The sequence below is a fragment of the Butyricicoccus porcorum genome, assembly GCF_051246315.1.
Lineage (GTDB): Bacteria > Bacillota > Clostridia > Oscillospirales > Butyricicoccaceae > Butyricicoccus_A > Butyricicoccus_A porcorum.
In genome coordinates, this window is record NZ_CP178353.1 from 2,451,588 (window position 1) to 2,473,695 (window position 22,108).

The following is a 22,108-nucleotide window of genomic DNA, read 5'->3' on the forward strand; positions in this document are numbered from 1 at the left end:
CTATTCCCAGACTCTAAATCGTGGGATAATACTTTAAAAAGTCGAAAAACTCCAGGTGAGTTTTTCGAGTAATTAAAGTATGGAGGGATCAACATGTCAGAAGTGATACAGGTACGCAGTCAGTATCGAATGCGGGAATGGGCAAAGATTATTCAGGAATGTGAAGCGAGCGGTTTAAGCAATAAGGAATTTTGTGAGCAAAACGGAGTATCGATAAAGAGTTATTATTACTGGTTGAGAAAGCTTCGCGAGGCGGCAATGCATCAGAATCAACCTTCGTTGGTACAGCTTATGGCAGCAATAATTTGTAGTATGTCAGCACCATCTGCATCATTTCTTTTGCGTTCTCATCATGACAGATATCCGGATGATACTTCTTCGTTAATTTTCGTTTTTCTCGATTTAATTGCTCTCTGGTAAACACATCTTGCAATCCATATAGATTTCTTGCGTTTCGTAATACATCCGGTTTTCCAGAGCCAGTCTGATTATGTCTTGATCTGTCTGAATGTGAATTCGATCTGCTTTGATTCTTGTGATGATGATATGAATATTCTCTTTTGCTGCATTTATGAATGACTGCTGAAAAATCATTTTGTTTTGTTTCAATCGCCTTCCGGATATCCATTATTATGATTTCAAGCATCAATGGCAGCGAATATGTAATCGTATGTCCGCTGATATGATATTCAGCCCTGATCTCATGATCATATAACGGCTCCTCCAGTACAAAATAGGGCTGTCTTGTTTCTATCACAATACCAACAACTCCATAGCATATATTTCCTTTTTCCTCCGCCCTGATCGGATGAAAATGCCATGAGATATTCCTGATATCCTCTATTCTGATTGCTCTGCCGTGCAGCCACAATGATGACATGCCAAGGTACATAAAACCGATCTGCAATTTTGCTGGTTCAGAAGGTTCATGAACAATCCTAAGCAATTTCTTGAGTTGTTTCGTTGTAACATTCTTTGCATTCGCCTTTACACTGTCTGGTAGTTTATCAAAACAGCTCTGACAAAGATATCCTCTTCGAATTTGTATTCTTTTCTCTGCGTTTTTTCCACAAATTTTGCATTTCATATGTACGCCTCCTGTTTTTTTATTCTGCAGGAGTATTGTATCACAGACTTTATAATTCAAGTATTTTAGAGAGAAAAAAACATGTCTGTAACGCATTTTCCAAAGAATTGTCAGCTTTAAAATCGTATTTAAGAAAATCATCAGATATCAGTTGCCGGATTTTCAAGAACAAGGGCTATTCTGGAAAGAATACCGACAGGCCCGAGTTGCAAAAGCTCCTTAGTGAGATCAGAAAAGATAAGGTGCGCCGTGGAGAAGGTCATATTGCTAATTTTTGCGGTAATCGTTGCTATGTCTGTTTCTACCGCGGTTATCTTGCCGTTGGAAACAGTCGTTGCACTTGTATCTGACTTCAAGTGATATTATGCTGTTAAAGTCTAGTCTTTCATTCATCTCTCCCACTGTACAGACATTCTGGGTTTGCTGTCTGGCAATTCATAATCACCTGTATATGTGATTTCATTTGCAATATACTGAAAATCTTTATTTCCATCAGTACGGATCGTTACTTCATGCGTAAATAATGGATCTGCTTTCATATCCAAGCACATGACATTTACAACCAATGTAAATGTGCCATCTTCATTTTCTCTGCATTCTGTTACTTCTGGCGTAAGAGTTGGAAAATATGAGACATTGTCAACATTTACTTCCTGCCATGGATAAGTTTCACTTTCATCATCATATAACGTCTTTGCTCTAAATTCATTAAGTGAAATATTAAAATAGGATAAAATGGTATCTTCAAACAAATCTGCTGAAATCCAGTAAGCATCCTCATGAAATTCAAATCCTTCAGGATAAAAATAGTCGCCTGTCTTTTTCTTATATAGATATTCAAACAAGTCATTGAAGCAAAGATTACTAAAATCTGTATCACTCCAATTAACCAAAAACAAATTTTTGTTGATATACCCAATAGGGATTATATATTCGGCATTGAGATCATATAACGTATGATCAACCGGTTTCAGCCGTATTAAATTATATGCATCCCAATGTCTGTCCAGTTCTATAATCTGATAATAGAAATCTCCTTCATTTGTAATTCCCCAATCCAGAACAGATTGTTTTGTAATTTCATCTATAACAAGCTCATCGTTCTCATTCCATGATATTGTTGCACTAATATACTTCTTTTCTCCATTTATGTATTGAAAAATATAGTAGTAAAGACGCCCATAGGATGATACTGTAATAATTTCCTGCTGTGCATTTTCATCATGATTGACAAAATTCCAAAATTCTGATAAGCCCTCTGCATTTTCCAGATAACTTGGATATTTACTATCAGAGTTCATAATTGGATAACCCGCATTTGCAAGCTTATCTTCAATGCTGTCAACAGCAGCTTGCGTAAGCAATGTACTATTTGAAAAATTATCTGCTTCTTCTGTCTCTGCATCAAAAAATAATCCCTGACAGGTTAAAGCAATCTCCTGACATCTTCCCTTCAATTGTTCAATGTCTGCATCTTCCTTTTCCACAATCTGTTGCTCTGCAGCAGCATTTACATCCGAACTCCCTGTCTCTGTTTCTGTCTCTAATTCAGAAACTGTGCCGCACCCTGCAAGCATCAACAACAACAGCGTTCCATTCATGAAACATTTTATTATTGTTCCTCTTTTATTTGTATAACTGCGAAATCTCATAAACTTCTCCCTTTCGAGGTAAATTCTTTTAAATCGTTTTGCGTGACCGGTATTGGCATCCCGGTTTCCCTCTATTTTTCTATTTCTCTGTGAATCTGCGCTTGTATTATTTTAAAATCAGTTTCAGAAAACCCATCAAGACGAACAATACAGTTTACCCGTTTAGGAAAAACGATAATAAAAAGATGTTCTGACAAAGAGATTTTTTTGATGAGTGCATAGGAAAGTCTCGTAAGCGTTTCCGCTCCTGCCCTAAGCTCCAGATGATCTTCATAAAAGAAAACCTCTCGATGACTGCTGCTGTCTTGATTCGCTAAACAGGATTGGCTATAGCGCCATTGCCCGAATGCTTTCGGTATAAGAAATCGAAAGCACAAGGCAATAATCAAACAAACAGACACTTCGGCAATATAAAAAAATGATACGATCCTCATACCCAGAACCAATGACACCAAAACGATTGCATAAAATAAGATCGAAAAGCTTATCACAATAATAAATGGGATTTTTATCCGTGTATAAAAAATTTCGTTTGCCCATTCAACAAAATCTTCTCTCTGTAAACTTTTATTATTTATGATCGGAAAGATGACATCATTGTTATTCATGTTTATCTCCTTGTATATCATTTCTTACAAATGTAAGATTTCTTTTTTAAAGGTAAGCTGTCAGCAGCCGGGTGTCAGCTTCTAACAGCTTATCTTGTTTTTTTAACCCATCCTGATTCCCATCGCATGAAAAATGGAATATGTTATTTGCGTTGCTTCCTTTCCATTTGTGCCGGAAGCATTTTGTAGATTAACAGCAAAGAAATAAGTATTATCAGAGGTTTCAACAAAACCTATAAACCAGCCTATCACCTCCACCTCATTTACTTTTCCAGTTCCTGTTTTCCCATATAATTTATTATCAGAATTTTCAGAACAAAGCATTGCTTGTTTTACCGTTTTAATATTGGCTTCATCAAAATCAAAAGAGTTGTTATAAAATTTTTGTAACAGCTCAACCTGTTCCAACGGCGAAATCTTTAACGATGAACCATTCCAGTATTGTTCTGTATCTCTTCCAATACAGCCATTCCCATAACCAATTTTCTTATAAAATGCGGACAGTTCTCTTGCTCCTACAGTCGTATCCAAATATTGAAAATACCAGTTTACGGAATTCTGCATTGCGGAATTAAGATTATGATCTTGATTCCATGCCTGGAATTCATAATCACTGCCATTCCAAGAGAGCACGCTGTCCTCTGGGGTTATAATGCCCTGTTCCAAAGCATTCAACGCACTGAATATTTTAAAAGTAGAACAGGGTGCAATTTGTTCTTCTGCTTTATTCAGATGATAAACCATGTAAGAATCTGCTTTTTGATCATAAATTACAACGCTTCCGTTATTATCACCGAATATATCACTGTAATCCACTGCATCTATATTTATAGATGCATCAGGCATATAAATATTTGTGTTATTTGCAAAAAAAGCTAACACTGGTAACTGCAAGACAGATAAAAGAGAAATCATAAGAATGATACATGCACCACGCAGTACAGTTTTTCGATTTTCTCGACTGAAGTCAGAAATTTTTTCAATCCGATATCGAATTTGTATTTTATTGCCACATAGATTATTTGCCATACAGCTATTTTGTTTCTGATTTTGTTTGGCAAAATGAAGTTGTCAAGATCAGTTGACACATTTTGCTCAAGGATTTGCTAAGCAGCTTTCTTTAGGGAATGATAGTATCTCTGGCGTTTTACCATCGGAGGCAGCCCGCCATTTCTGGAACAGATACGGCGGTTATTCCAATACCCGATAAAGAATCTCCAAATCAGCGTCTTGAGTTCATCAATGGTCATCTTTTCGGTGTTGTAACGTCCATAAAGTAGTTCAACCTTCATTCTGGCCCACATGCTTTCGCAGCGTGCATTATCATGGCATCTTCCACCAGCACTGTTCATACTCTGAAGGATTCCATATCGGCCGATGGCTGCCCGATACTCCTGACTGGTATATTGTGCTCCTCTGTCACTGTGAATGATAACGCCACGCAGATCGTGGCAGGCATCATGGGCATTCTTCAGCGTCTGAACACACAGGGATGCTCTCATGTTGGTATCCATTGCAAGCCCCAGAACACAGGAATCGTAGCAGTCAAAGACAGCGGATACATATAGCTTTCCATCTTTTCCTTTGACTTCAGTAATATCCGTAACGCACTTCGTTAGTGGTTTGTCTGCGTCAAAATTGCGTCTTAGCAGATCATCGGATTTACGAGTTTCCTTATCTGCTCTGGTAATGCCATTGGGCTTGCGCCTTGGTGTGTGGCTGATACCCAGTTCCTCCATGATCCGGTATACCGTCCGTTCACTTGGAATTTGCACGCCCTGTGGCTGTTTCAGACGTAAAGCCTGATACATGCGGATTCGACCGTAAGTATCGTTGCATTCGTCTTCTGCAAGGATCTCCAGCATGGCATCAGCCAAATCCTGATACTTCCATGGGCGAGTCTGGGCCTTCAGATATTTGTAGAACCCCTGCCTGCTGACATGGAGCAACTTACAGTAGAATGCGATTTTCCTCGTGTTCTGGCCATCGTTGGTTTTCAAGGCAATGAATTTCATTCTTTCGTTCTTGCAGACCTCCGACGGCTCGCGGCGAAAAAAGCGCTGGCTTCCTCCAGAAATTCATTTTCTTCTCTGAGCCGTTTGATTTCCTTGTTCTGCTCTTTAACCTGTTTGCGAAGCAGCTGAATTTCTTCACTCAGAGTCATGGCTCTTTGCGGTGTCTGTGTGCCGGCTCCCAGGCTCAAGTTGCCCAGACGGTACTGACGCATCCATGTATGCAGGGTGTTCGCTGGAATACCAAGTTCTTTGGCTGCCTTCGTTGTACCAATTTCCAACGCCAGTTTAACTGCTTGTACTTTATATTCCATATCATAGGTTCTGTTTTGTGGCATCGTTGTTGTCTCCTTTTTCTCTTGATTATATTTTTAATCCTTGAGAATCAGTTGTCAACTAAAATTATACAACATCACTTTGTTCTTATTCTATCATAGTTTGGTGAGTTTTCCGACTCTACTTAAATGATACCACTCCACCATTGGAACGGCCTTTCCCGAGACAGATTACCAGTGTTGCATCGTCCACCAGGTCCGAAATACACTTAAGTATGTGGCAGACAAGGATAGAAAAGCCGTTCGCGGCTGATCTGAAGAAGATTTATTCTGCACAGACTGAGGCCAAAGCTCAGGAAATTCGCGATCATGTCGCAGAAAATGGGATAAGAATATCCTCGTGCTATGAAATCCTGGTTCACGAATCCGGATGCCCTGACGCCAATTTTCAAGTTCTCTGCGGACGTCAGAACCATCATTTACACAACGAATGCTATTGAGAGCCTGAATTCTACTTACCGCAAGCTGAATCGCCAGAGAAGTGTATTTCCGAGCGATCAGGCGCTGCTGAAAGCCCTTTATCTGGCAACATTCGAAGCCACTAAAAAGTGGAAGATGCCGATTCGAAACTGGGGAAAAGTCTATGGAGAACTGGCCATCATGTACGAAGGTCGTCTGCCCGAATAACAAAAGCCTTTATGCCAACGGAAATATTTTCCTGCTATCGCAGGCACCGAGATCTACGTACACCCTTTTGTTAATCATTAAGTATGAGCTGACAGCAGTTTCTGCTGTCAGCCACAACCAATCTTTAGCATAGAAGGCTATTTACAGAAAAGTTTTCACACTCCCTTGACAAGCATCTTTTGAGGATAGAATGCCCGACTAACAGCAAACCGCCCCGGCGTCAAAGATAAATAAACAGCGGCTTTCGCCGCTGCCCTTAACACCAGAACGGTATTGCCGTTATAGTGTGAGCAAGGGAACGGCGGATATGCCGTTCCCTCTATAATGGCCTCATAAATTAAGACACTTTGTGGGACAGATTTTAATGAATCTGATATACTAAAATAGAACGAAAGAGAGGATCCATTATTATGTCCAGACAAAGAAGAAATTTTAGCGCCAAATTTAAATCAGAGCTTGTAATAGAACTGCTGAAGGGAGAGAAGGATCTCAATGCCCTGGCAGCTGAGAATAGCATCCAACCAAATTTGCTGCGTAATTGGAAAAAGGAATTCCTGAATAATGCGTCTGTTGTATTCGACGATAAGCGTGATGAAAATCTCAAAGCAAAGCTTGCCGAAGAACGCAAAGAAAAAGCGGAGTATGCCAAAAAGGTTGGTCAGTTAACTATGCAGGTTGACTGGCTCAAAAAAAAATCTGAAGAAATTTGCGGATCTGACTACGAGAGTAAGTTTAGTCCAAAGCCTTTTGACGACTAAGGAATTATCAGTTTCTGTAGGGGCACGACTTCTTGATATCAACCGTACAAGCATTTATTACAAGAGCAATCCGGCATCGGAGGAAGAACTGGCTTGCAAGGAGATCATTGACCATCTTCATACAGATAATCCAAGCTGGGGAGCCAGACAGATGTCTGCACAGTTGAAATCTCGTGGTTATCGTATTGGCAGACGCAAAGCACGCCGTTACATGAATGAAATGGATATTTATCCGATTTATCCCAAGATGAATCTTTCTAAGCGGATGCAGCAGGCTAAGGTATGTCCGTATCTTCTGCGTAATGCAGTGATAGATGCTCCAAATCAGGCTTGGTCTATTGATATTACCTACATTCCAATCAAGCACGGATTTCTGTATCTGACCGCTGTGATCGACTGGTATAGTCGCTGTATTGTCGGCTGGGAAGTCGATGATACACTTGATACAAGAATGGTGATCAACGCTTTGAAAAGGGCTTTCAAAATAGCGAAACCGCAAATTCTGAATTCTGATCAGGGCTGTCAGTTTACAAGTCAGCAGTATATTGACTTTGTAAAGAAAAACGGCATCCGCCAAAGTATGGATGGAAAAAGCCGATGGGCTGATAATATCATGATTGAGCGCTGGTTCCGCAGCTTCAAATATGAAGAAGCCTATCTGACGCAATACAACAACATCAAGGAAGCACGAGCTGCGATCGGAAAATATATTCACACTTACAACTTTCAGCGGCTCCATTCTGCACTTGGTTATCAAACACCGGCTGAATGCTACTATCCGGCATTGTTGTTGCCATATGTAGCTTAAGGCATATATTGCGCTCTGGGGAAGATTCCATTATCTTCCTCATGCTCCCTGGCATTTATTAACCATATCAGTTCATTATAAAAATCTTAGATTTTTGTCTTGACAACTGAGCCACTATACTCATCATAAAATATCATTCTTTTCTACACTGCTATACAGCGTTTTCACAGATTTGGGATTCTCCCATCCTTTATTTTCTGTCGACTTCTCTCCCATTCAAATAGTTCGTCATGCAATCGCTTTGCCTTAAGTAATGTTTTTTTTGCCGTAACTATCCTACTCTGTGCTCGTGAATCATCTGACGTACTTATTGTTTTTAAACTGTTAATCAAGCCCTCTGCTAATTGTACACAAACAGGGACTACACCAAAGGCGTTAATATACTCTTCCGCCGCCCTAATAGATTTGTTGTGTGCTATGTTGAATATTTTTTTCTCTTTTATCTGTAATTCAATTAAATAATTAACACAGTGTTCGATATCATTTCCATCATCGTCAAAATAATCCCACTCTTCATCTAACCAAATATCATCTATATATAATTGAAATAAAGCGCTTGATTTCCCCAATTCTTCCCACAGTTTAACTGCTGCGCCAGAAACATACACATGTTCAATCTTGTCTACGTCTCTCAAAGATAAGCCAGGAACTTCATCCTGTGGTTGGTCTGCGCTTCTCAAAAGAAGACGATGTTGAATTAAGAAATGGATAGATCGTCCAAACAAATTCGTTAACTCATTTTCAGAATAACCAAAAATATCTTTTAATTCATCATAGAAGTTAGGAATAGAAATTGGGTTATCCCAAGCAGGTTCCGAATATCCACATTGAATTAAAAAATAATTTAGTGTAAGCAATGTGTAAAGTTCAAAACCCTCCCTGTGATCATTAACCAACAAATTAGGAATTACACTATTTGAGTCCGAATAATATTTCCAGTTTCCCAACCCAATCGTTCTAATTAGATTAACTCTCGTCAAGTCAAATTGATCAACAGAGTCTATTTGAAATGCACCTGCTGCAATCTCTTCATCAGTCTTCTTCTGTAGTCTTTTATTCAAAATTATTTCTTGCATTCTCGACATGCTTTTCCGGAGATCCTTTAACTCCAGTTGCATGACAAAATCACCAATGCTGTTTTCCATCGTTTGGAGAACAGTATTGACAACCCCAACAGCTTCATTCCATTTATTTAAATCGCGATTCTTCCGAGCAAAAATCTCTTCCCGCTTTTGGATTATAGCGTTTACCCTGACTGGATCACTTAAATCATATGGCTTTTCCGTTGTTACATAGCTTTGTAATAGTACATTTTCTTGACTGTTATCTGTGAATTCACCCTTCATAATGCGCCAAATATGATGTCTGCAAGCGATAACCATATTAAAACACCATTTTGTAGAACCACCTCTTTGATCAATACATTCAGCCAATTTAAAGGCTTCTATAACAGGGTCTAAATACTTTTTCTTAGCGTTTTTAGCATTTGGATCTCTAAATGCTTCTATATTGTCAACCACAAAAACAACCAACTCAAGACTGCACGACTCATGATCCATTACATATTGTAATTGACAAGATGCATACGCCGTCGGCAGATCCTCAAGTAATTGAATCATTTTCTCTCTATGAGGAGTTGACGGACTATGTTTTGAATTTAACAATAAAAAATCGTTTCTCCGACTAAATATATATTGATAAAACTCTTCATTATCAATATCAGGGTAAGTAATATCATACGTATCAACTATAGTTTGAACAGCAGCTCTTAAACTGCTAAGAATTGCATCTTGTGCTGATTTTTGAGATCGATTAAAATCAACCGAAATAATTACAGTATCTTCACTAATGTAGGTTTTATTTGCATTTAATTCAAGTCCAAATACATGACGTAAAATTGTAGATTTTCCTGAGCCTGTCAATCCAGTAAATACGAGAGATTTGTCCATCAAACCATCCCCTTGTAGACAGTCGCTTAAAGTCTCCTCTGCTTCTTGATGAGATACATATGGTATCTCACAATTTTGCAAACTACGATTACTCGGCATTAATATTCTTCCGATATCTACACCAAAATATTTTTTAATATACCCGTCTGTTTCAACTGGTTTATTTTTCTTGTTTCTTTTTCTTCGCACAACCCGTCACTCCTCATCTTTTGTTAAATATAGTAACCGTCAAGGTATAGATAAAAGAAAGATATGGTAAGATATTTCTAGCAGAATTAGCAAATAAGACTATCGCACACTTCCAAGCAACTCCTTTAATAATTCGATTTTCTGCTTCGGCATCTGTCATTTTTAAGGATTTTCCCCGACAACCTGTGCAACTGTTTTGATTCATTTTAAATGTCTTTCTGTGCGACAGATGATCACAGTCTTGTCCATTGCTTCCTGTAATGAGGTACTCACATGTTTGATATGGAGATCTATATTTCTTTTCCTGACTTATAAAAATTCTTTTAATTACATTGGAAATAATAGTAATAACGATAAAAATCAAAAAAAACGTACTCAAAGGATGCCCCGCAAGATGTTCAAGAACAGTTGTGATGATAATTTGCATTTGAGCCAATAAATCACCCATATATTTAACCATAATTTTTCTCCTTATTGCATTGCGAATGTGAAAATATAAAATGCCAAGATTCCTGATAATTACGCTTTAGGAAAAGCAAAAGCAATAGCCCGTTAAAACACGAATTGCGTGATACGCAGAATGCCCTTGACGTGCTAAATCAGTAATCAATCATTTGGAAGATAACGCAAGCTATATTCAACTTTTTCTTAATGGGGGATTCACAAAAAAAGTATTTTTTTTGTAACCATTATATTCAACAAATAAATAGTTTTTAATCATTCCACATTGAAAATTTCGATATATTTCTACAATATTTTACCATATTCGTGCTATCCGTTTTATTCGATGTATTGAATTCGCATTTCAATCCAGTGAAGTATTTTCGAACTTTCTATACTGTAGAAGCATGTCTACATACATCCTTAATAGCCCTTTCTTTTTCTTAGAAAAATATCGATAATGAGCCAATAGCTCAAGTTCATCATAAGACAATTCTACTTTTGGTAGTACTTCTATCAAGGCTTCAGATACATGACTATCGGATCTCTTCGTAATCACGACTCCTTGTGTTACTTCAAATGTATTGCTCTTTGTTTCTCTAAACAATTCTTCAATTGTTATTTCAAGCGCATTACAGAGTTGAAGCAATGTATAAACTTGTGGCTGGGTTTTGCCATTCAGTATATAACTGAGAGTAGAACTGGCGATTCCAGCCTTTTTCGCTAATGCATTAGGCTTAATCCCTTTGATCTCGCAGATTCCTTTCAGTCGGTCGATCATTGCTTTGCATTCTTCATCCACTTTGTACATTTCTATTCCCCTATTTCAAGCATCCCATTAGATTTGTTTATTGATGTTGTTCGTGACAATCCGAACTACATCCTCTTCTATAATATATGCATCGTCCCCCTTTTTTGGACATAAAACAACAAATTTTTATTTCTTTTTAAATTATACCATACTGTTTTTGGATAGGGTACAATAAATTGCGCAAAAAGAAAAAGAGATAAAAAGAGACACGGTTTGCAGAACTCTGGTAGAATGAAGTTACCACGCACCATTCTGAAAAGAGACAGCAAACCATGTCCGAGAAAATTGCACAACTGAATGAGGAAGTAATCAAGAGACAAATCAAAGAATTGGTTCGAGGCATCGTTGAAGAAACGCTCAACGAGCTGCTGGAGGCCGAGGCAGAAAGGCTGGCTTAAGCTGCCCTCTACGAACGCAGCGAGACCCGACAGGGGAATACCGGGGAGTGTGAAAATTTGGATCTGTTGACAAAGTGGATTTCTTAATATATATCCTCTTGAAATGTTCAGAAAATACTTGAATATGCTTTTCTGCCAATGATATTCTACAAGTAATAGTTAGCTGATTTTTCAAAATATGCATTTGTCAACAGGTCCAAAATTTTCTGTAAATAACCTTCTATGCTAAATATTAGTTGTGGTTGACAGCAGAAACTGCTGTCAGCTCATGCTTAATTATTAACAAAAGGGTGTACGCAGGTCTCGGTGACTGCGATAGCAGGCATATATTTCCGTTGATATAAAGGCTTTTGTCATTCGGGCAAACGACCTTCGCACATGATGGCCGATTCGCCATAGACTTTGCTCCAGTTTCGGATCGGCATCGTCCACTTTTTAGTGGCTTTGAATGTCGCCAGATAAAGAGCTTTTAACAGCGCCTGATCACTCGGAAATGCGCTCCGCTGACGATTCAACTTGCGGTAAGTAGCATTCAGGCCCTCAATGGTATTCATTGTGTAAATGACGGTTCAGACATCCGCAAAGAACTTAAAAATCAGCGTCAGGGCATCCGGATTCGTGAACCAGGATTTCATAGCACGAGGATATTCTTATCCCATTTTCTGCGACATGATCGCGAATTTCCTGAGCTTTGGCCTCAGTCTGTGCAGAATAAATCTTCTTCAGATCAGCCGCGAACGGCTTTTCTATCCTTGTCTGCCACATACTTAAGTGTATTTCGGACCTGGTGGACGATGCAACACTGGTAATCTGTCTCGGGAAAGGCCGTTCCAATGGCTTCCTTGATGCCGGTCAGACCGTCACGACAGATAATAAGGACGTCCTTCACACCGCGGCTTTTAAAGCCATTCATGACAGAAAGGCAGTACTTGGCGCTTTCGTTGTCACCGACTTCAATCGTCAACACTTCTTTCTTACCTTCAGAGTTGATACCAAGAATGACATATGCGGCAAGTTTCCTGATGATACCATTGTCACGGACGGAGTAATAGATTGCATCAATGAACAGTATCGGATAAACCTCGTCGAGAGGGCGATTCTGCCAATCTTCAATCTGCGGCAGGATCTTATCCGTAACGTCTGAAATAAATCCCTCAGAGGCTCCAAAGCCGTAGATTTCTTCCAAAGTTTCAGATATCTGGCGCGTAGTCATTTCCTTTGCATACATGGAGATAATCTTCTGATCAATCGAAGAAATATCCTTCTGACGTTTTTGACTACCTTAGGCTGGAAAGTTGATTTACGATCCTGCGGCACATCAATATCAAAGCTGCCGTACCTGGAATTTACTTCTTTGGACTTGTATCCGTTGTGATAGTTTCGATCACTCTCTTCATCATGCGTGCGTTCAGATTTCGAGTAGCCGAGATGCGCATCCATTTCTGATTCCATCATTTCTTTGATTGTGCCACCAAGCAGATCCTTGAGTGCGTCCTGAATATCTTCAGCGGTCTGAATATCGTATTCCCGAAGTAGTCCCTGGATGATAGCACGCTTACCATCGGTCATCTCGACACGATGTGCTGGTTTCTTCTTTCCTCTAGGCATAAAATCGACCTCCTGTGAATTGATCTTATCATAAAAGACTATCTTTGGCGACTTTTACAGAGATTTTTTCACAGGCTCGCTTTAAAAGCAACCGGTTGTATCGCTCAGAATTTAATATTGCATTTTGACCAGGGGAGTCAGTTTACATCTCTGGAATTTATTTTATTCTGTCAGGATCATGGCATCACTCAGAGTATGAGTCATGCCGGTTGTCCGTATGATAATGCACCGATGGAGCGTTTATAGTGGCTCAGTTGTCAAGACAAAAATCTAAGATTTTTATAATGAACTGATATGGTTAATAAATGCCAGGGAGCATGAGGAAGATAATGGAATCTTCCCCAGAGCGCAATATATGCCTTAAGCTACATATGGCAACAACAATGCCGGATAGTAGCATTCAGCCGGTGTTTGATAACCAAGTGCAGAATGGAGCCGCTGAAAGTTGTAAGTGTGAATATATTTTCCGATCGCAGCTCGTGCTTCCTTGATGTTGTTGTATTGCGTCAGATAGGCTTCTTCATATTTGAAGCTGCGGAACCAGCGCTCAATCATGATATTATCAGCCCATCGGCTTTTTCCATCCATACTTTGGCGGATGCCGTTTTTCTTTACAAAGTCAATATACTGCTGACTTGTAAACTGACAGCCCTGATCAGAATTCAGAATTTGCGGTTTCGCTATTTTGAAAGCCCTTTTCAAAGCGTTGATCACCATTCTTGTATCAAGTGTATCATCGACTTCCCAGCCGACAATACAGCGACTATACCAGTCGATCACAGCGGTCAGATACAGAAATCCGTGCTTGATTGGAATGTAGGTAATATCAATAGACCAAGCCTGATTTGGAGCATCTATCACTGCATTACGCAGAAGATACGGACATACCTTAGCCTGCTGCATCCGCTTAGAAAGATTCATCTTGGGATAAATCGGATAAATATCCATTTCATTCATGTAACGGCGTGCTTTGCGTCTGCCAATACGATAACCACGAGATTTCAACTGTGCAGACATCTGTCTGGCTCCCCAGCTTGGATTATCTGTATGAAGATGGTCAATGATCTCCTTGCAAGCCAGTTCTTCCTCCGATGCCGGATTGCTCTTGTAATAAATGCTTGTACGGTTGATATCAAGAAGTCGTGCCCCTACAGAAACTGATAATTCCTTAGTCGTCAAAAGGCTTTGGACTAAACTTACTCTCGTAGTCAGATCCGCAAATTTCTTCAGATTTTTTTTTGAGCCAGTCAACCTGCATAGTTAACTGACCAACCTTTTTGGCATACTCCGCTTTTTCTTTGCGTTCTTCGGCAAGCTTTGCTTTGAGATTTTCATCACGCTTATCGTCGAATACAACAGACGCATTATTCAGGAATTCCTTTTTCCAATTACGCAGCAAATTTGGTTGGATGCTATTCTCAGCTGCCAGGGCATTGAGATCCTTCTCTCCCTTCAGCAGTTCTATTACAAGCTCTGATTTAAATTTGGCGCTAAAATTTCTTCTTTGTCTGGACATAATAATGGATCCTCTCTTTCGTTCTATTTTAGTATATCAGATTCATTAAAATCTGTCCCACAAAGTGTCTTAATTTATGAGGCCATTATAAACTGACCAACCTTTTTGGCATACTCCGCTTTTTCTTTGCGTTCTTCGGCAAGCTTTGCTTTGAGATTTTCATCACGCTTATCGTCGAATACAACAGACGCATTATTCAGGAATTCCTTTTTCCAATTACGCAGCAAATTTGGTTGGATGCTATTCTCAGCTGCCAGGGCATTGAGATCCTTCTCTCCCTTCAGCAGTTCTATTACAAGCTCTGATTTAAATTTGGCGCTAAAATTTCTTCTTTGTCTGGACATAATAATGGATCCTCTCTTTCGTTCTATTTTAGTATATCAGATTCATTAAAATCTGTCCCACAAAGTGTCTTAATTTATGAGGCCATTATATAGTGGAAATAAATCAACTCCAGAAGTGTATCCACGTCTCCGTAAAAATTATCCGGGTGTTCCTGCATATGCTGCTTCAACTTATTGAGGATTTCTGCTGCCCGTCCGGTTCGGATTCCCCATACTCTTTCCATTGCCACCACTCCTTCTTGCTTTTTCTATGTATCCACTGCTGTGGGTACATTATATTCTGGATTACATCTTTTCTCGTACTCACACTCCACCACTGTGGGTGCATAATACTTTTGAGGTTTGTAGTGATGATATTAACTCTGAATTTCGTACATAGCAAGAGAAGTATTGCATTTTGTGGGATACTTTTTTCTCACAATGATGATAAACTACATCATCCATCGCCTTGTGTGTTATGATAGATTTTTACATCATATATTAAAAAAAGCACAAAAAATCGGCATAAGTTGACCTTGACGGATTGACAAGTAAGCTGACATTCTGTAAAATTAACAAGAATTATGTTGTAATATAGGAAAAACACATTAGTGGAGTAAGATACTTCAATAAAACAATATGCCAAGAAAGGGGACCGAGTATATGGAGGAACCCACTTTGAAATGGAGCAATATTTCCGATACAGAAAAGAAAGAGTTGATTGCTCACTTAACATCCAATCTAAAAACTTTACGAGCAAAAGGAAACTTAACGCAAGAAGACATTGCAAATGCTATCGGTATTTCCCGGCAAACCTATAGCATGATAGAGTGCCAAAAAACGCCTATGGCTTGGAGCTTATATCTGTCGATTGTTTTTCTGTTTTCGTCCAGAGCGGATACAAAAGAGTTGCTAAAAGTTTTAGGTATTTTCCCTAATTCCTATATGGAACATGAAAGTAGGCCTGAAAAATGACCATTGACCTACAAAATAATTATATATGGGGAATTCCACCCTATGCTTTTTGGATTGGCATCGGTCTGTCATGTTCAGTAATTTTGTTTTTCTATTTGCTATATGACAATGAAATCAAAATTGACAAACAGCCTTTGATCTATGTTTGCGGTATTGTCGGTGTTATAGTGGGTGCCAAACTATTTGGAGTCATTAAAAATTTTCTGCTTACGCTTTATAATCAAGAGCCACTTACTGTAGAAATATTAGGTAGTGCAGGCCTTGTATTCTATGGTGGTTTATTGGGATTTTTACTGTGCACCTCCATTGCAATATTTGGGATGTATCGAAGATTCGACATGGCGCTTATAAATCTCATAGTCATTACGATACCTTTATTTCACGGCTTTGGAAGAATCGGTTGCCTATTCGCTGGATGTTGCTTCGGAGCAGAATACACTGATTTTTTATCAGTTACTTACATACACAGTACCCAGGAAATTAGATCATGCTTTCCAACACAACTAGTAGAATCTATTTTCGAGTTTGCTATTTTTATTACATTATTTATAGTGCACAAAAAGAATAAGGAAAAAAATCTTCTAAAGATATATCTAGCAACTTACGCAGTTTTTCGTTTCGCCTTAGAATTCATGAGGGGCGATACCATAAGAGGTCTTTTCGGACAACTTTCTTTTAGCCAATATATATCGCTCTTAATACTAACCATATTATTGTTGTTAACAATAATTCACAATACAAGGAATGTGAGGAGGTTCAAAAATGAAAATTGTTAAATACACAGCGTATGGAGCTTTAATCGGACTATGTATCGGCTTAGTTCTGAGTTTTTTTGTCGGATACGAAGCTGCTTGTAGCTGTACCGGAGAATGGATCGAAGCATTCTTTGGTTGCGGTAACGCCACCTGTGCAAGTGGATGTCAAGAATTTACGAGTGACCCAATTGTACGAAACTGCATTTTATACTCAACATTGATTTGCGCAGCAATTGGTGGGGCTTATGGAGCGTTCCAGACGTTACAGGAAAAAAATGCAGCCCAAAAAGCTGCTGAATTAGAACAAAGTGATTCTGCAAAAAGACAACGAGTAACTTGGGCAAGCGAAATAAAGCAGAAAGCCTTAAATGTGAACAACACTTGCTCCAGAAACAAAACATCTGACAAACCGCTGGTTTCTACAACTTACAAAGCCAATGCTCAGATGACCGAAATTATGAATGAACTGACCAAGGTTGCAGAAAAACAAGGTAAAGTGGATTCCTTGGCAGAAGAATTGTCAAAGAAAGGTGGTGCTTCCGTATGAAAATTGTAAAATGCACAAAATGTAAGAAGTATGTACATAAAACTGGTAAGTGCTTTCATTGCGGTAACACCGTGGGATTTGATGAGGTAGAAATGCCTGATATCCACGAGAATGCAGCTGCTGAATACTCCAAAGTTGAGTCCTTGGTAGAAAGCAAAAAATTTGCTGAAGCACTCACCCTCTCTCACACCGTTATTGAATGGATGCCGAATCTGGCAGGTATTTTCTGGCTGCGCCTTTTGGCAAAAAGCAAATGTTCAAACGCTGTAGAGCTGATCCAGAAAGGATTTAATTGCGAAGAAGATGCTGATTTTTGCAATGCTCTGACTTTCTCAGCAGGTGCGGAGCGCAGCGCATATCAGGATGTGCGAAGCATGGTACTGACTGCTCAAAAAGCTCTGAAAGCAGAAGTCCTGAATTATGAATATCAATGCAAAATGAAAACTAACATTTTGCAAATCAAAAAAACTATGAAGGGCGAAGTGGATGCCCGCAAAAAGAAGTTGTTCTCACTGTGGGCTGAGCTTGAAGAAACTGAGCATTCCATGTATACGCTGGAGAAGGACTGCATCCTGCTTTCTAAAGAACACAGCGATGCCCTTGACAAGGCTGCACAAGCCGCTTCTTCAATTAAAACGGAAACCTATCAGCTAGAGGAATGTACTGCAGAGAACCTCCATAAGTATCAGGTCAGAATCGGTAATATCCTTCAGCAGTCTGAACAAGCTAAGGATGCCTTGGAAAGCATGAAAAAACAGCATCCATGGGTTAAATCCTTTAATGATCTGGTTAAAAAGCGTGATGAACAGGTGAGACAGATTACTAACGAAATTTCTTCTTTGAAAATATATGAAGCAACAGTTCAGCAGACCCTTGATGAAATTGACCAAATTGAACAGCGACATCGTACCGCGATTCATGCCGTGGAAACTTTCGATTTCCTGGATGCCGCAAATCTGTTGGGAAAGGACACTTATAATACTGTCCTTCGTGGCATTGGTCTTGATGTTGATGTTCAAATATCTGTTTCTTCTCAAGGTTGGCAGCCTAATACCACCTATACTACCCCTATCGACGTCGATGGCGACGATAGTGATGACTACTATAGTGCGTGGGGTCTGCCCAATGACAACTACTAATAGGAGGTGTGAAAAATGGAATATACATCAAAATTATTTGTTGATTTCTTAAAGAAGTTGATTGTCTTTGATAAAGATAGTCAATCTGCAATCCTGGTCGCATCTCGTGTGAAAAACGATCGTGATGCCGGAGAAAAGAATGAATGGGGTCGAGTTCGCACTACTGCTGAACAGCAGGCGAAAAATTTCTCTAGCAAAGTACAGTCTATTATCACAGATTTCCAGAAGCAGATGGATAACGTTCTTTCTCGTGATATAGGCGATAAAACTGCTACTTTTAACAGATTGCAGAAATGTAAAGAAGCTCTTGCGTTGATTTCAAGCGCCGAAAAAAGCATCACTCACAAGGACGTATATGAATCTAACAAAAATGGATCTTCTCCGCAGATTTCTATTTCTATCGAGGATATTATCAATGAAAAAATTGACTTTGTTTCCATGGCTTATGATCTGAATGAAGCCCTCAAGGGTTCCAGAAAAAGAAAAATAGCCAGTTCTTGCGCTTCTTTTTACAACACTTGTCGTGCAGCAGAAGCTATGTTGAATCAGGAAATTATTGCCCTCCGTGGTTCCATCGTACAGAATAGGGATTCGCTGCATCAAAACTATACCAATGTAGCAAGCAGTTCTCATCAGAAAGTTTCTTCCGAGTGGGATTCTGCTATGAATGCATTGACCACCACTGCTGGCAAATTCGTTCAGCAGAGAACGGCAAGTTTTGCTGAGACAGAAAAGGTTTTCGTAGGAAGCGATGATGTCTTGAGACAGCGCTTGGAAAAACTTGTTGATACATTCCACACGCAATTCCCTCCGCAGGAATTTGCTAATGAATATGCCAGACTTTATTCTCTGGAACCTTCCTTCGAACACTATGATTGCTATAAGGAAATGCCCCGCAATGTTCATATCAGCACCTTAGAGTATGACATTTCTGCATTGGGACTGAGCGACTATACAAAGGCTTTCTTGGATAGATACTATTTCTTCCTTTACCGAGACAATAAGCTTTGCATTCCCTACTGTGCTTCCTTCGGTCCTGAATTTAACTATCTGTTCAAGTTCAACGGCGAAGGTCGCCAAAATGTCGTTAAAAATGCCTGCGATCTTGGTATGCGTTTATTTATGATGCTTCCTCCTGGCAAACTCAACTTTACCTTTATCGACCCGGTTACTCTTGGCGAAAGCTTCGCAATGTTCACTCGACTGGTTGATGTTGACGATCGTACAAGCGAAGTAATTAACGGAAAGATCTGGTCTGCTCCTGCTGATATTGAGCAGAAGTTAAAAATCATGACCGACCATATTTCCAATGTTACTCAGCGTTGCTTACAGGGCAAGTATGACAACATCTATGAGTATAATCGTGTTGCCGAACAAAACGCCGAAGCCTATCAGGTTTTGATGCTCATGGATTTTCCTGCCGGTCTTACTGACCAGTCTCTAAAATTGCTTGAGCAGATTGTAACTTCTGGACCGAAGTGCGGAGTCTTTACGGTTATTTATAGAAACGAAAGCCAGTACAAAAAGATTTCTGAGCGTTCCTACCCTTTGATTACGAACATCGAAACCAGTTTCCAAGTGTTTAATTTCAATGATAATTGCACTCAGATCTCCTGCTCTGGCGAAAAGGTAAAAGATAAAGCCTTACTTTGGAGTAACCTCCAGCTACCTAGCAATAATCAAATGGATCAGATTATTGCCACGCTCAAAAAAGGCATCAAAAATGCAAACAAAGTCGTTATCGGCATTGATAAAGTCAGCAATGCCGAAACCACTGAAACAACCAAGGATGGCATCCGAATTCCTATTGGTATCCATGGTGCTAATGAAGTTCAGTACCTTACTTTAGGTGTTGGTGGTAGCCACCATGCACTGATTGCGGGTGTGGCGGGTTCCGGTAAATCCAGCTTGTTACATACAATTATCCTCAGAACACTTACTCAGTATTCGCCTGACGAGCTTTCTATTTACTTAGTTGACTTCAAACGTGGTGTTGAGTTCAAGATTTACGCTGATTTTGAACTTCCTTCGTTCAAGGTTGTGGCTATCGAAAGTGAGCGTGAGTTCGGATATAACATCTTGCTTGCACTGGAACGTGAGCAAAAAATCCGTGCAGATCTCTTTAAGAAAAGCCATGTCGATAAAATCGAGGAGTACCGTGCGTTGGGCAAAAAGATGCCTCGTGTCCTAGTTATTATGGACGAGTTCCACGAGTTGTTCTCCAATGCAAATGATGAATTGGCAAAGAAGTCTGCAACTATCATGGAGCGTATTGTGCGCCAAGGTCGTGCTTTCGGAGTTCATCTGATTCTTGCATCTCAGAGCTACTCCAATATTACCGGCATTGACCGTGCTGTATTCGATCAGATGGCTGTACGAATTGTGCTTAAGTGTTCCAAGGCTGATGCAAATCTGCTTCTTGATAACGGTAGCACAGAAATTGACCAGATTTCTATTGATGATCCTGGTCGTGCTGTCTATAACTCTGAAGCAGGTAATAAAGAATATAACAGCCACTTCAGAGTTGCTTACATTGAACCAGAGCAACACAGAGGTATGCTACAGGAAATTAGCGATAAAACAATTTCCTATGCAAAACAGCCTACTCGTATTCTGCTGTCCAATATCGAAGATAACAAGTACAGTATCTTCAATCAGTTCCAGAATTATGAGCCGAACCGTTGTCCTGTTCCTGGTCGTCTGTACATTGGCGAACCGCTTAGTGTTACAAACAACATGAATATGGATCTCACTCGCAATGATAATTCTAACTTGTTGATGCTGGGTAATGATACCGAGAAAGCAAGAAGTATGTTTGCCTTTGCAATCCTTAGTCTCTGCATTAACTACAAGGTTAAACATGGTAAGGCACCGGATCAGCCGTTCATTTATCTACTTAATTGCAAACCTTTGGATGATAGCTATTTCAAGGACACTCCTCAGATTATTGCAAGTGAGTTGCTTCCTGAATATGTCAGATATATTCATTGCGGCGACGAAAACGCTACACAAGATGTACTGTCCGAACTGCTTGACAATCTGAAGGGTACTACTCCTATCGGAGATACCGATAAGTATTTCTTTGTATTTGGTTATCAGCGTGCTGAAGAACTAAAATCTGAGACAAAACTTTCTCAGGGCGATGATATTGACAGCCTGTTCAATCTGATGCCGAGTAGCTCCAATAAGCCTCAGATCTCGCCTAAGGAGATCTTCCACCTCATAGTGAAAGATGGTGCAAAACGTGGCGTACACGCAATCCTCTGGCAGGATAGCTACAGCGCTCTTGAACAAGATGATAATAACATCATGTCCTACTTTAACCTGAAGGTAGCGTTTGATATGTCTCCTGAAGAATTCTCTCGTTCTGTTGGCGCAAATGACATCAGCTTGATGAGTGAAAACAACGCAATTTATTACAACAAAGCAAGAGATAATCAGAAGTTCCGTCCTTACCAGGCACCTGACGAGGATTGGCTGAACGATATTAGCGCTAAACTGCACTAATTACGATGCGCAGAGTCGGGTTATACAATCTGGCTCTGCGCATTATGCTTTATATTCTGATAA

22 protein-coding genes and 5 pseudogenes are annotated in these 22,108 nt (G+C 39.6%); 11 read left to right on the top strand and 16 right to left on the bottom strand.

Translation table 11 applies throughout. The features are described 5' to 3' along the window. Positions 1-129: 129 nt before the first annotated feature. A pseudogene (gene tnpA / locus ACLM7Z_RS12140) lies at positions 130-252 on the top strand (IS66 family insertion sequence element accessory protein TnpA); the annotation flags it as partial. 37 nt (positions 253-289) lie between these two features. On the opposite strand, the gene ACLM7Z_RS12145 reads toward tnpA, so the two are convergent. From ACLM7Z_RS12145 to ACLM7Z_RS12175, 7 genes are all read right to left on the bottom strand, one after another. Continuing rightward, the gene (locus tag ACLM7Z_RS12145; RefSeq protein ID WP_435645787.1) at positions 290-1,087 is read right to left on the bottom strand and encodes a hypothetical protein; all 798 of its coding nucleotides are present in this window, start codon (positions 1,085-1,087) and stop codon (positions 290-292) included. A gap of 140 nt (positions 1,088-1,227) precedes the next feature. After that, positions 1,228-1,443, bottom strand: a complete 216-nt coding sequence (locus ACLM7Z_RS12150; protein WP_435645207.1) for a hypothetical protein — start codon at positions 1,441-1,443, stop codon at positions 1,228-1,230. A 33-nt stretch (positions 1,444-1,476) separates the two neighbouring features. Beyond that, complete coding sequence (locus ACLM7Z_RS12155) at positions 1,477-2,739, bottom strand: DUF6070 family protein (RefSeq protein WP_435645208.1); 1,263 nt, start codon at positions 2,737-2,739, stop codon at positions 1,477-1,479. A 71-nt stretch (positions 2,740-2,810) separates the two neighbouring features. Beyond that, positions 2,811-3,347 (bottom strand): hypothetical protein, encoded by a 537-nt coding sequence (locus tag ACLM7Z_RS12160; RefSeq protein ID WP_435645209.1) that lies wholly within the window; start codon positions 3,345-3,347, stop codon positions 2,811-2,813. Positions 3,348-3,449: 102 nt separating this feature from the next. After that, positions 3,450-4,376: a penicillin-binding transpeptidase domain-containing protein gene (locus tag ACLM7Z_RS12165; protein ID WP_435645210.1), complete on the bottom strand. Its 927-nt coding sequence runs from the start codon at positions 4,374-4,376 to the stop codon at positions 3,450-3,452. Between the two features lie 77 nt (positions 4,377-4,453). After that, a complete protein-coding gene (locus ACLM7Z_RS12170) occupies positions 4,454-5,362 on the bottom strand; it encodes an IS3 family transposase (protein WP_435645211.1) in 909 nt (302 codons plus the stop codon). Then, a complete protein-coding gene (locus tag ACLM7Z_RS12175) occupies positions 5,359-5,697 on the bottom strand; it encodes a transposase (protein WP_087021933.1) in 339 nt (112 codons plus the stop codon). The genes ACLM7Z_RS12170 and ACLM7Z_RS12175 overlap by 4 nt, the downstream gene beginning before the upstream one ends. A 139-nt stretch (positions 5,698-5,836) precedes the next feature. On the opposite strand from ACLM7Z_RS12175, the pseudogene ACLM7Z_RS12180 reads away from it, so the two are divergent. From ACLM7Z_RS12180 to ACLM7Z_RS12190, 3 genes and pseudogenes are all read left to right on the top strand, one after another. Then, positions 5,837-6,321 (top strand): annotated as a pseudogene (locus ACLM7Z_RS12180) (transposase); the annotation flags it as partial. Between the two features lie 410 nt (positions 6,322-6,731). Then, positions 6,732-7,079 (top strand): transposase, encoded by a 348-nt coding sequence (locus tag ACLM7Z_RS12185; RefSeq protein WP_435645212.1) that lies wholly within the window; start codon positions 6,732-6,734, stop codon positions 7,077-7,079. Next, on the top strand, positions 6,997-7,887 hold the full coding sequence (locus tag ACLM7Z_RS12190; RefSeq protein ID WP_435645213.1) for an IS3 family transposase: 891 nt from the start codon (positions 6,997-6,999) through the stop codon (positions 7,885-7,887). The genes ACLM7Z_RS12185 and ACLM7Z_RS12190 overlap by 83 nt, the downstream gene beginning before the upstream one ends. 164 nt (positions 7,888-8,051) lie before the next feature. Here the strand turns inward: ACLM7Z_RS12190 and ACLM7Z_RS12195 are convergent, their stop codons facing one another. From ACLM7Z_RS12195 to ACLM7Z_RS12205, 3 genes are all read right to left on the bottom strand, one after another. Beyond that, positions 8,052-10,025, bottom strand: coding sequence for a hypothetical protein (locus tag ACLM7Z_RS12195; protein ID WP_435645214.1), 1,974 nt, complete (start codon positions 10,023-10,025; stop codon positions 8,052-8,054). A 13-nt stretch (positions 10,026-10,038) separates the two neighbouring features. Further along, positions 10,039-10,485, bottom strand: coding sequence for a hypothetical protein (locus ACLM7Z_RS12200; protein ID WP_435645215.1), 447 nt, complete (start codon positions 10,483-10,485; stop codon positions 10,039-10,041). Positions 10,486-10,830: 345 nt separating this feature from the next. Next, positions 10,831-11,277: a helix-turn-helix domain-containing protein gene (locus ACLM7Z_RS12205; RefSeq protein WP_435645216.1), complete on the bottom strand. Its 447-nt coding sequence runs from the start codon at positions 11,275-11,277 to the stop codon at positions 10,831-10,833. Between the two features lie 272 nt (positions 11,278-11,549). Here ACLM7Z_RS12205 and ACLM7Z_RS12210 point away from each other — a divergent pair. Beyond that, positions 11,550-11,672, top strand: a pseudogene (locus ACLM7Z_RS12210) (IS256 family transposase); the annotation flags it as partial. 356 nt (positions 11,673-12,028) lie between these two features. Here ACLM7Z_RS12210 and ACLM7Z_RS12215 read toward each other — a convergent pair. Together ACLM7Z_RS12215 and ACLM7Z_RS12220 are read right to left on the bottom strand one after the other, a co-directional pair. Then, positions 12,029-12,229, bottom strand: a complete 201-nt coding sequence (locus ACLM7Z_RS12215; protein WP_435645217.1) for a hypothetical protein — start codon at positions 12,227-12,229, stop codon at positions 12,029-12,031. A gap of 173 nt (positions 12,230-12,402) precedes the next feature. Continuing rightward, positions 12,403-13,283 (bottom strand): annotated as a pseudogene (locus ACLM7Z_RS12220) (IS256 family transposase). Between the two features lie 30 nt (positions 13,284-13,313). Here ACLM7Z_RS12220 and ACLM7Z_RS12225 point away from each other — a divergent pair. After that, positions 13,314-13,523: pseudogene (locus ACLM7Z_RS12225) on the top strand (DDE-type integrase/transposase/recombinase); the annotation flags it as partial. Between the two features lie 120 nt (positions 13,524-13,643). On the opposite strand, the gene ACLM7Z_RS12230 reads toward ACLM7Z_RS12225, so the two are convergent. The 4 genes from ACLM7Z_RS12230 to ACLM7Z_RS12245 form a co-directional block, all read right to left on the bottom strand. Beyond that, entirely contained in the window at positions 13,644-14,534 is an 891-nt protein-coding gene (locus ACLM7Z_RS12230) for an IS3 family transposase (protein WP_435645213.1), read from the bottom strand. Beyond that, entirely contained in the window at positions 14,452-14,799 is a 348-nt protein-coding gene (locus ACLM7Z_RS12235; protein WP_435645212.1) for a transposase, read from the bottom strand. Before ACLM7Z_RS12235 ends, ACLM7Z_RS12230 begins: the two co-directional genes overlap by 83 nt. Positions 14,800-14,873: 74 nt before the next feature. After that, positions 14,874-15,143, bottom strand: coding sequence for a transposase (locus tag ACLM7Z_RS12240; protein ID WP_435645218.1), 270 nt, complete (start codon positions 15,141-15,143; stop codon positions 14,874-14,876). Between the two features lie 74 nt (positions 15,144-15,217). After that, positions 15,218-15,367: a hypothetical protein gene (locus ACLM7Z_RS12245; protein ID WP_435645219.1), complete on the bottom strand. Its 150-nt coding sequence runs from the start codon at positions 15,365-15,367 to the stop codon at positions 15,218-15,220. A 433-nt stretch (positions 15,368-15,800) separates the two neighbouring features. Here ACLM7Z_RS12245 and ACLM7Z_RS12250 point away from each other — a divergent pair, with 433 nt between their 5' ends. From ACLM7Z_RS12250 to ACLM7Z_RS12270, 5 genes are read left to right on the top strand one after another with little or no spacing between them, the layout of a single operon-like run. Then, the gene (locus tag ACLM7Z_RS12250) at positions 15,801-16,097 is read left to right on the top strand and encodes a helix-turn-helix transcriptional regulator (RefSeq protein WP_435645220.1); all 297 of its coding nucleotides are present in this window, start codon (positions 15,801-15,803) and stop codon (positions 16,095-16,097) included. Beyond that, positions 16,094-16,873, top strand: a complete 780-nt coding sequence (locus ACLM7Z_RS12255; RefSeq protein ID WP_435645221.1) for a prolipoprotein diacylglyceryl transferase — start codon at positions 16,094-16,096, stop codon at positions 16,871-16,873. The genes ACLM7Z_RS12250 and ACLM7Z_RS12255 overlap by 4 nt, the downstream gene beginning before the upstream one ends. Beyond that, positions 16,860-17,399 carry a hypothetical protein gene (locus tag ACLM7Z_RS12260; protein WP_435645222.1) on the top strand — a complete coding sequence of 180 codons (540 nt, stop codon included), beginning with the start codon at positions 16,860-16,862 and terminating at the stop codon, positions 17,397-17,399. The genes ACLM7Z_RS12255 and ACLM7Z_RS12260 overlap by 14 nt, the downstream gene beginning before the upstream one ends. After that, positions 17,396-18,538, top strand: coding sequence for a hypothetical protein (locus ACLM7Z_RS12265; protein ID WP_435645223.1), 1,143 nt, complete (start codon positions 17,396-17,398; stop codon positions 18,536-18,538). Before ACLM7Z_RS12260 ends, ACLM7Z_RS12265 begins: the two co-directional genes overlap by 4 nt. Before the next feature lie 15 nt (positions 18,539-18,553). After that, a complete protein-coding gene (locus ACLM7Z_RS12270; RefSeq protein ID WP_435645224.1) occupies positions 18,554-22,045 on the top strand; it encodes an FtsK/SpoIIIE domain-containing protein in 3,492 nt (1,163 codons plus the stop codon). Positions 22,046-22,108 lie beyond the last annotated feature (63 nt).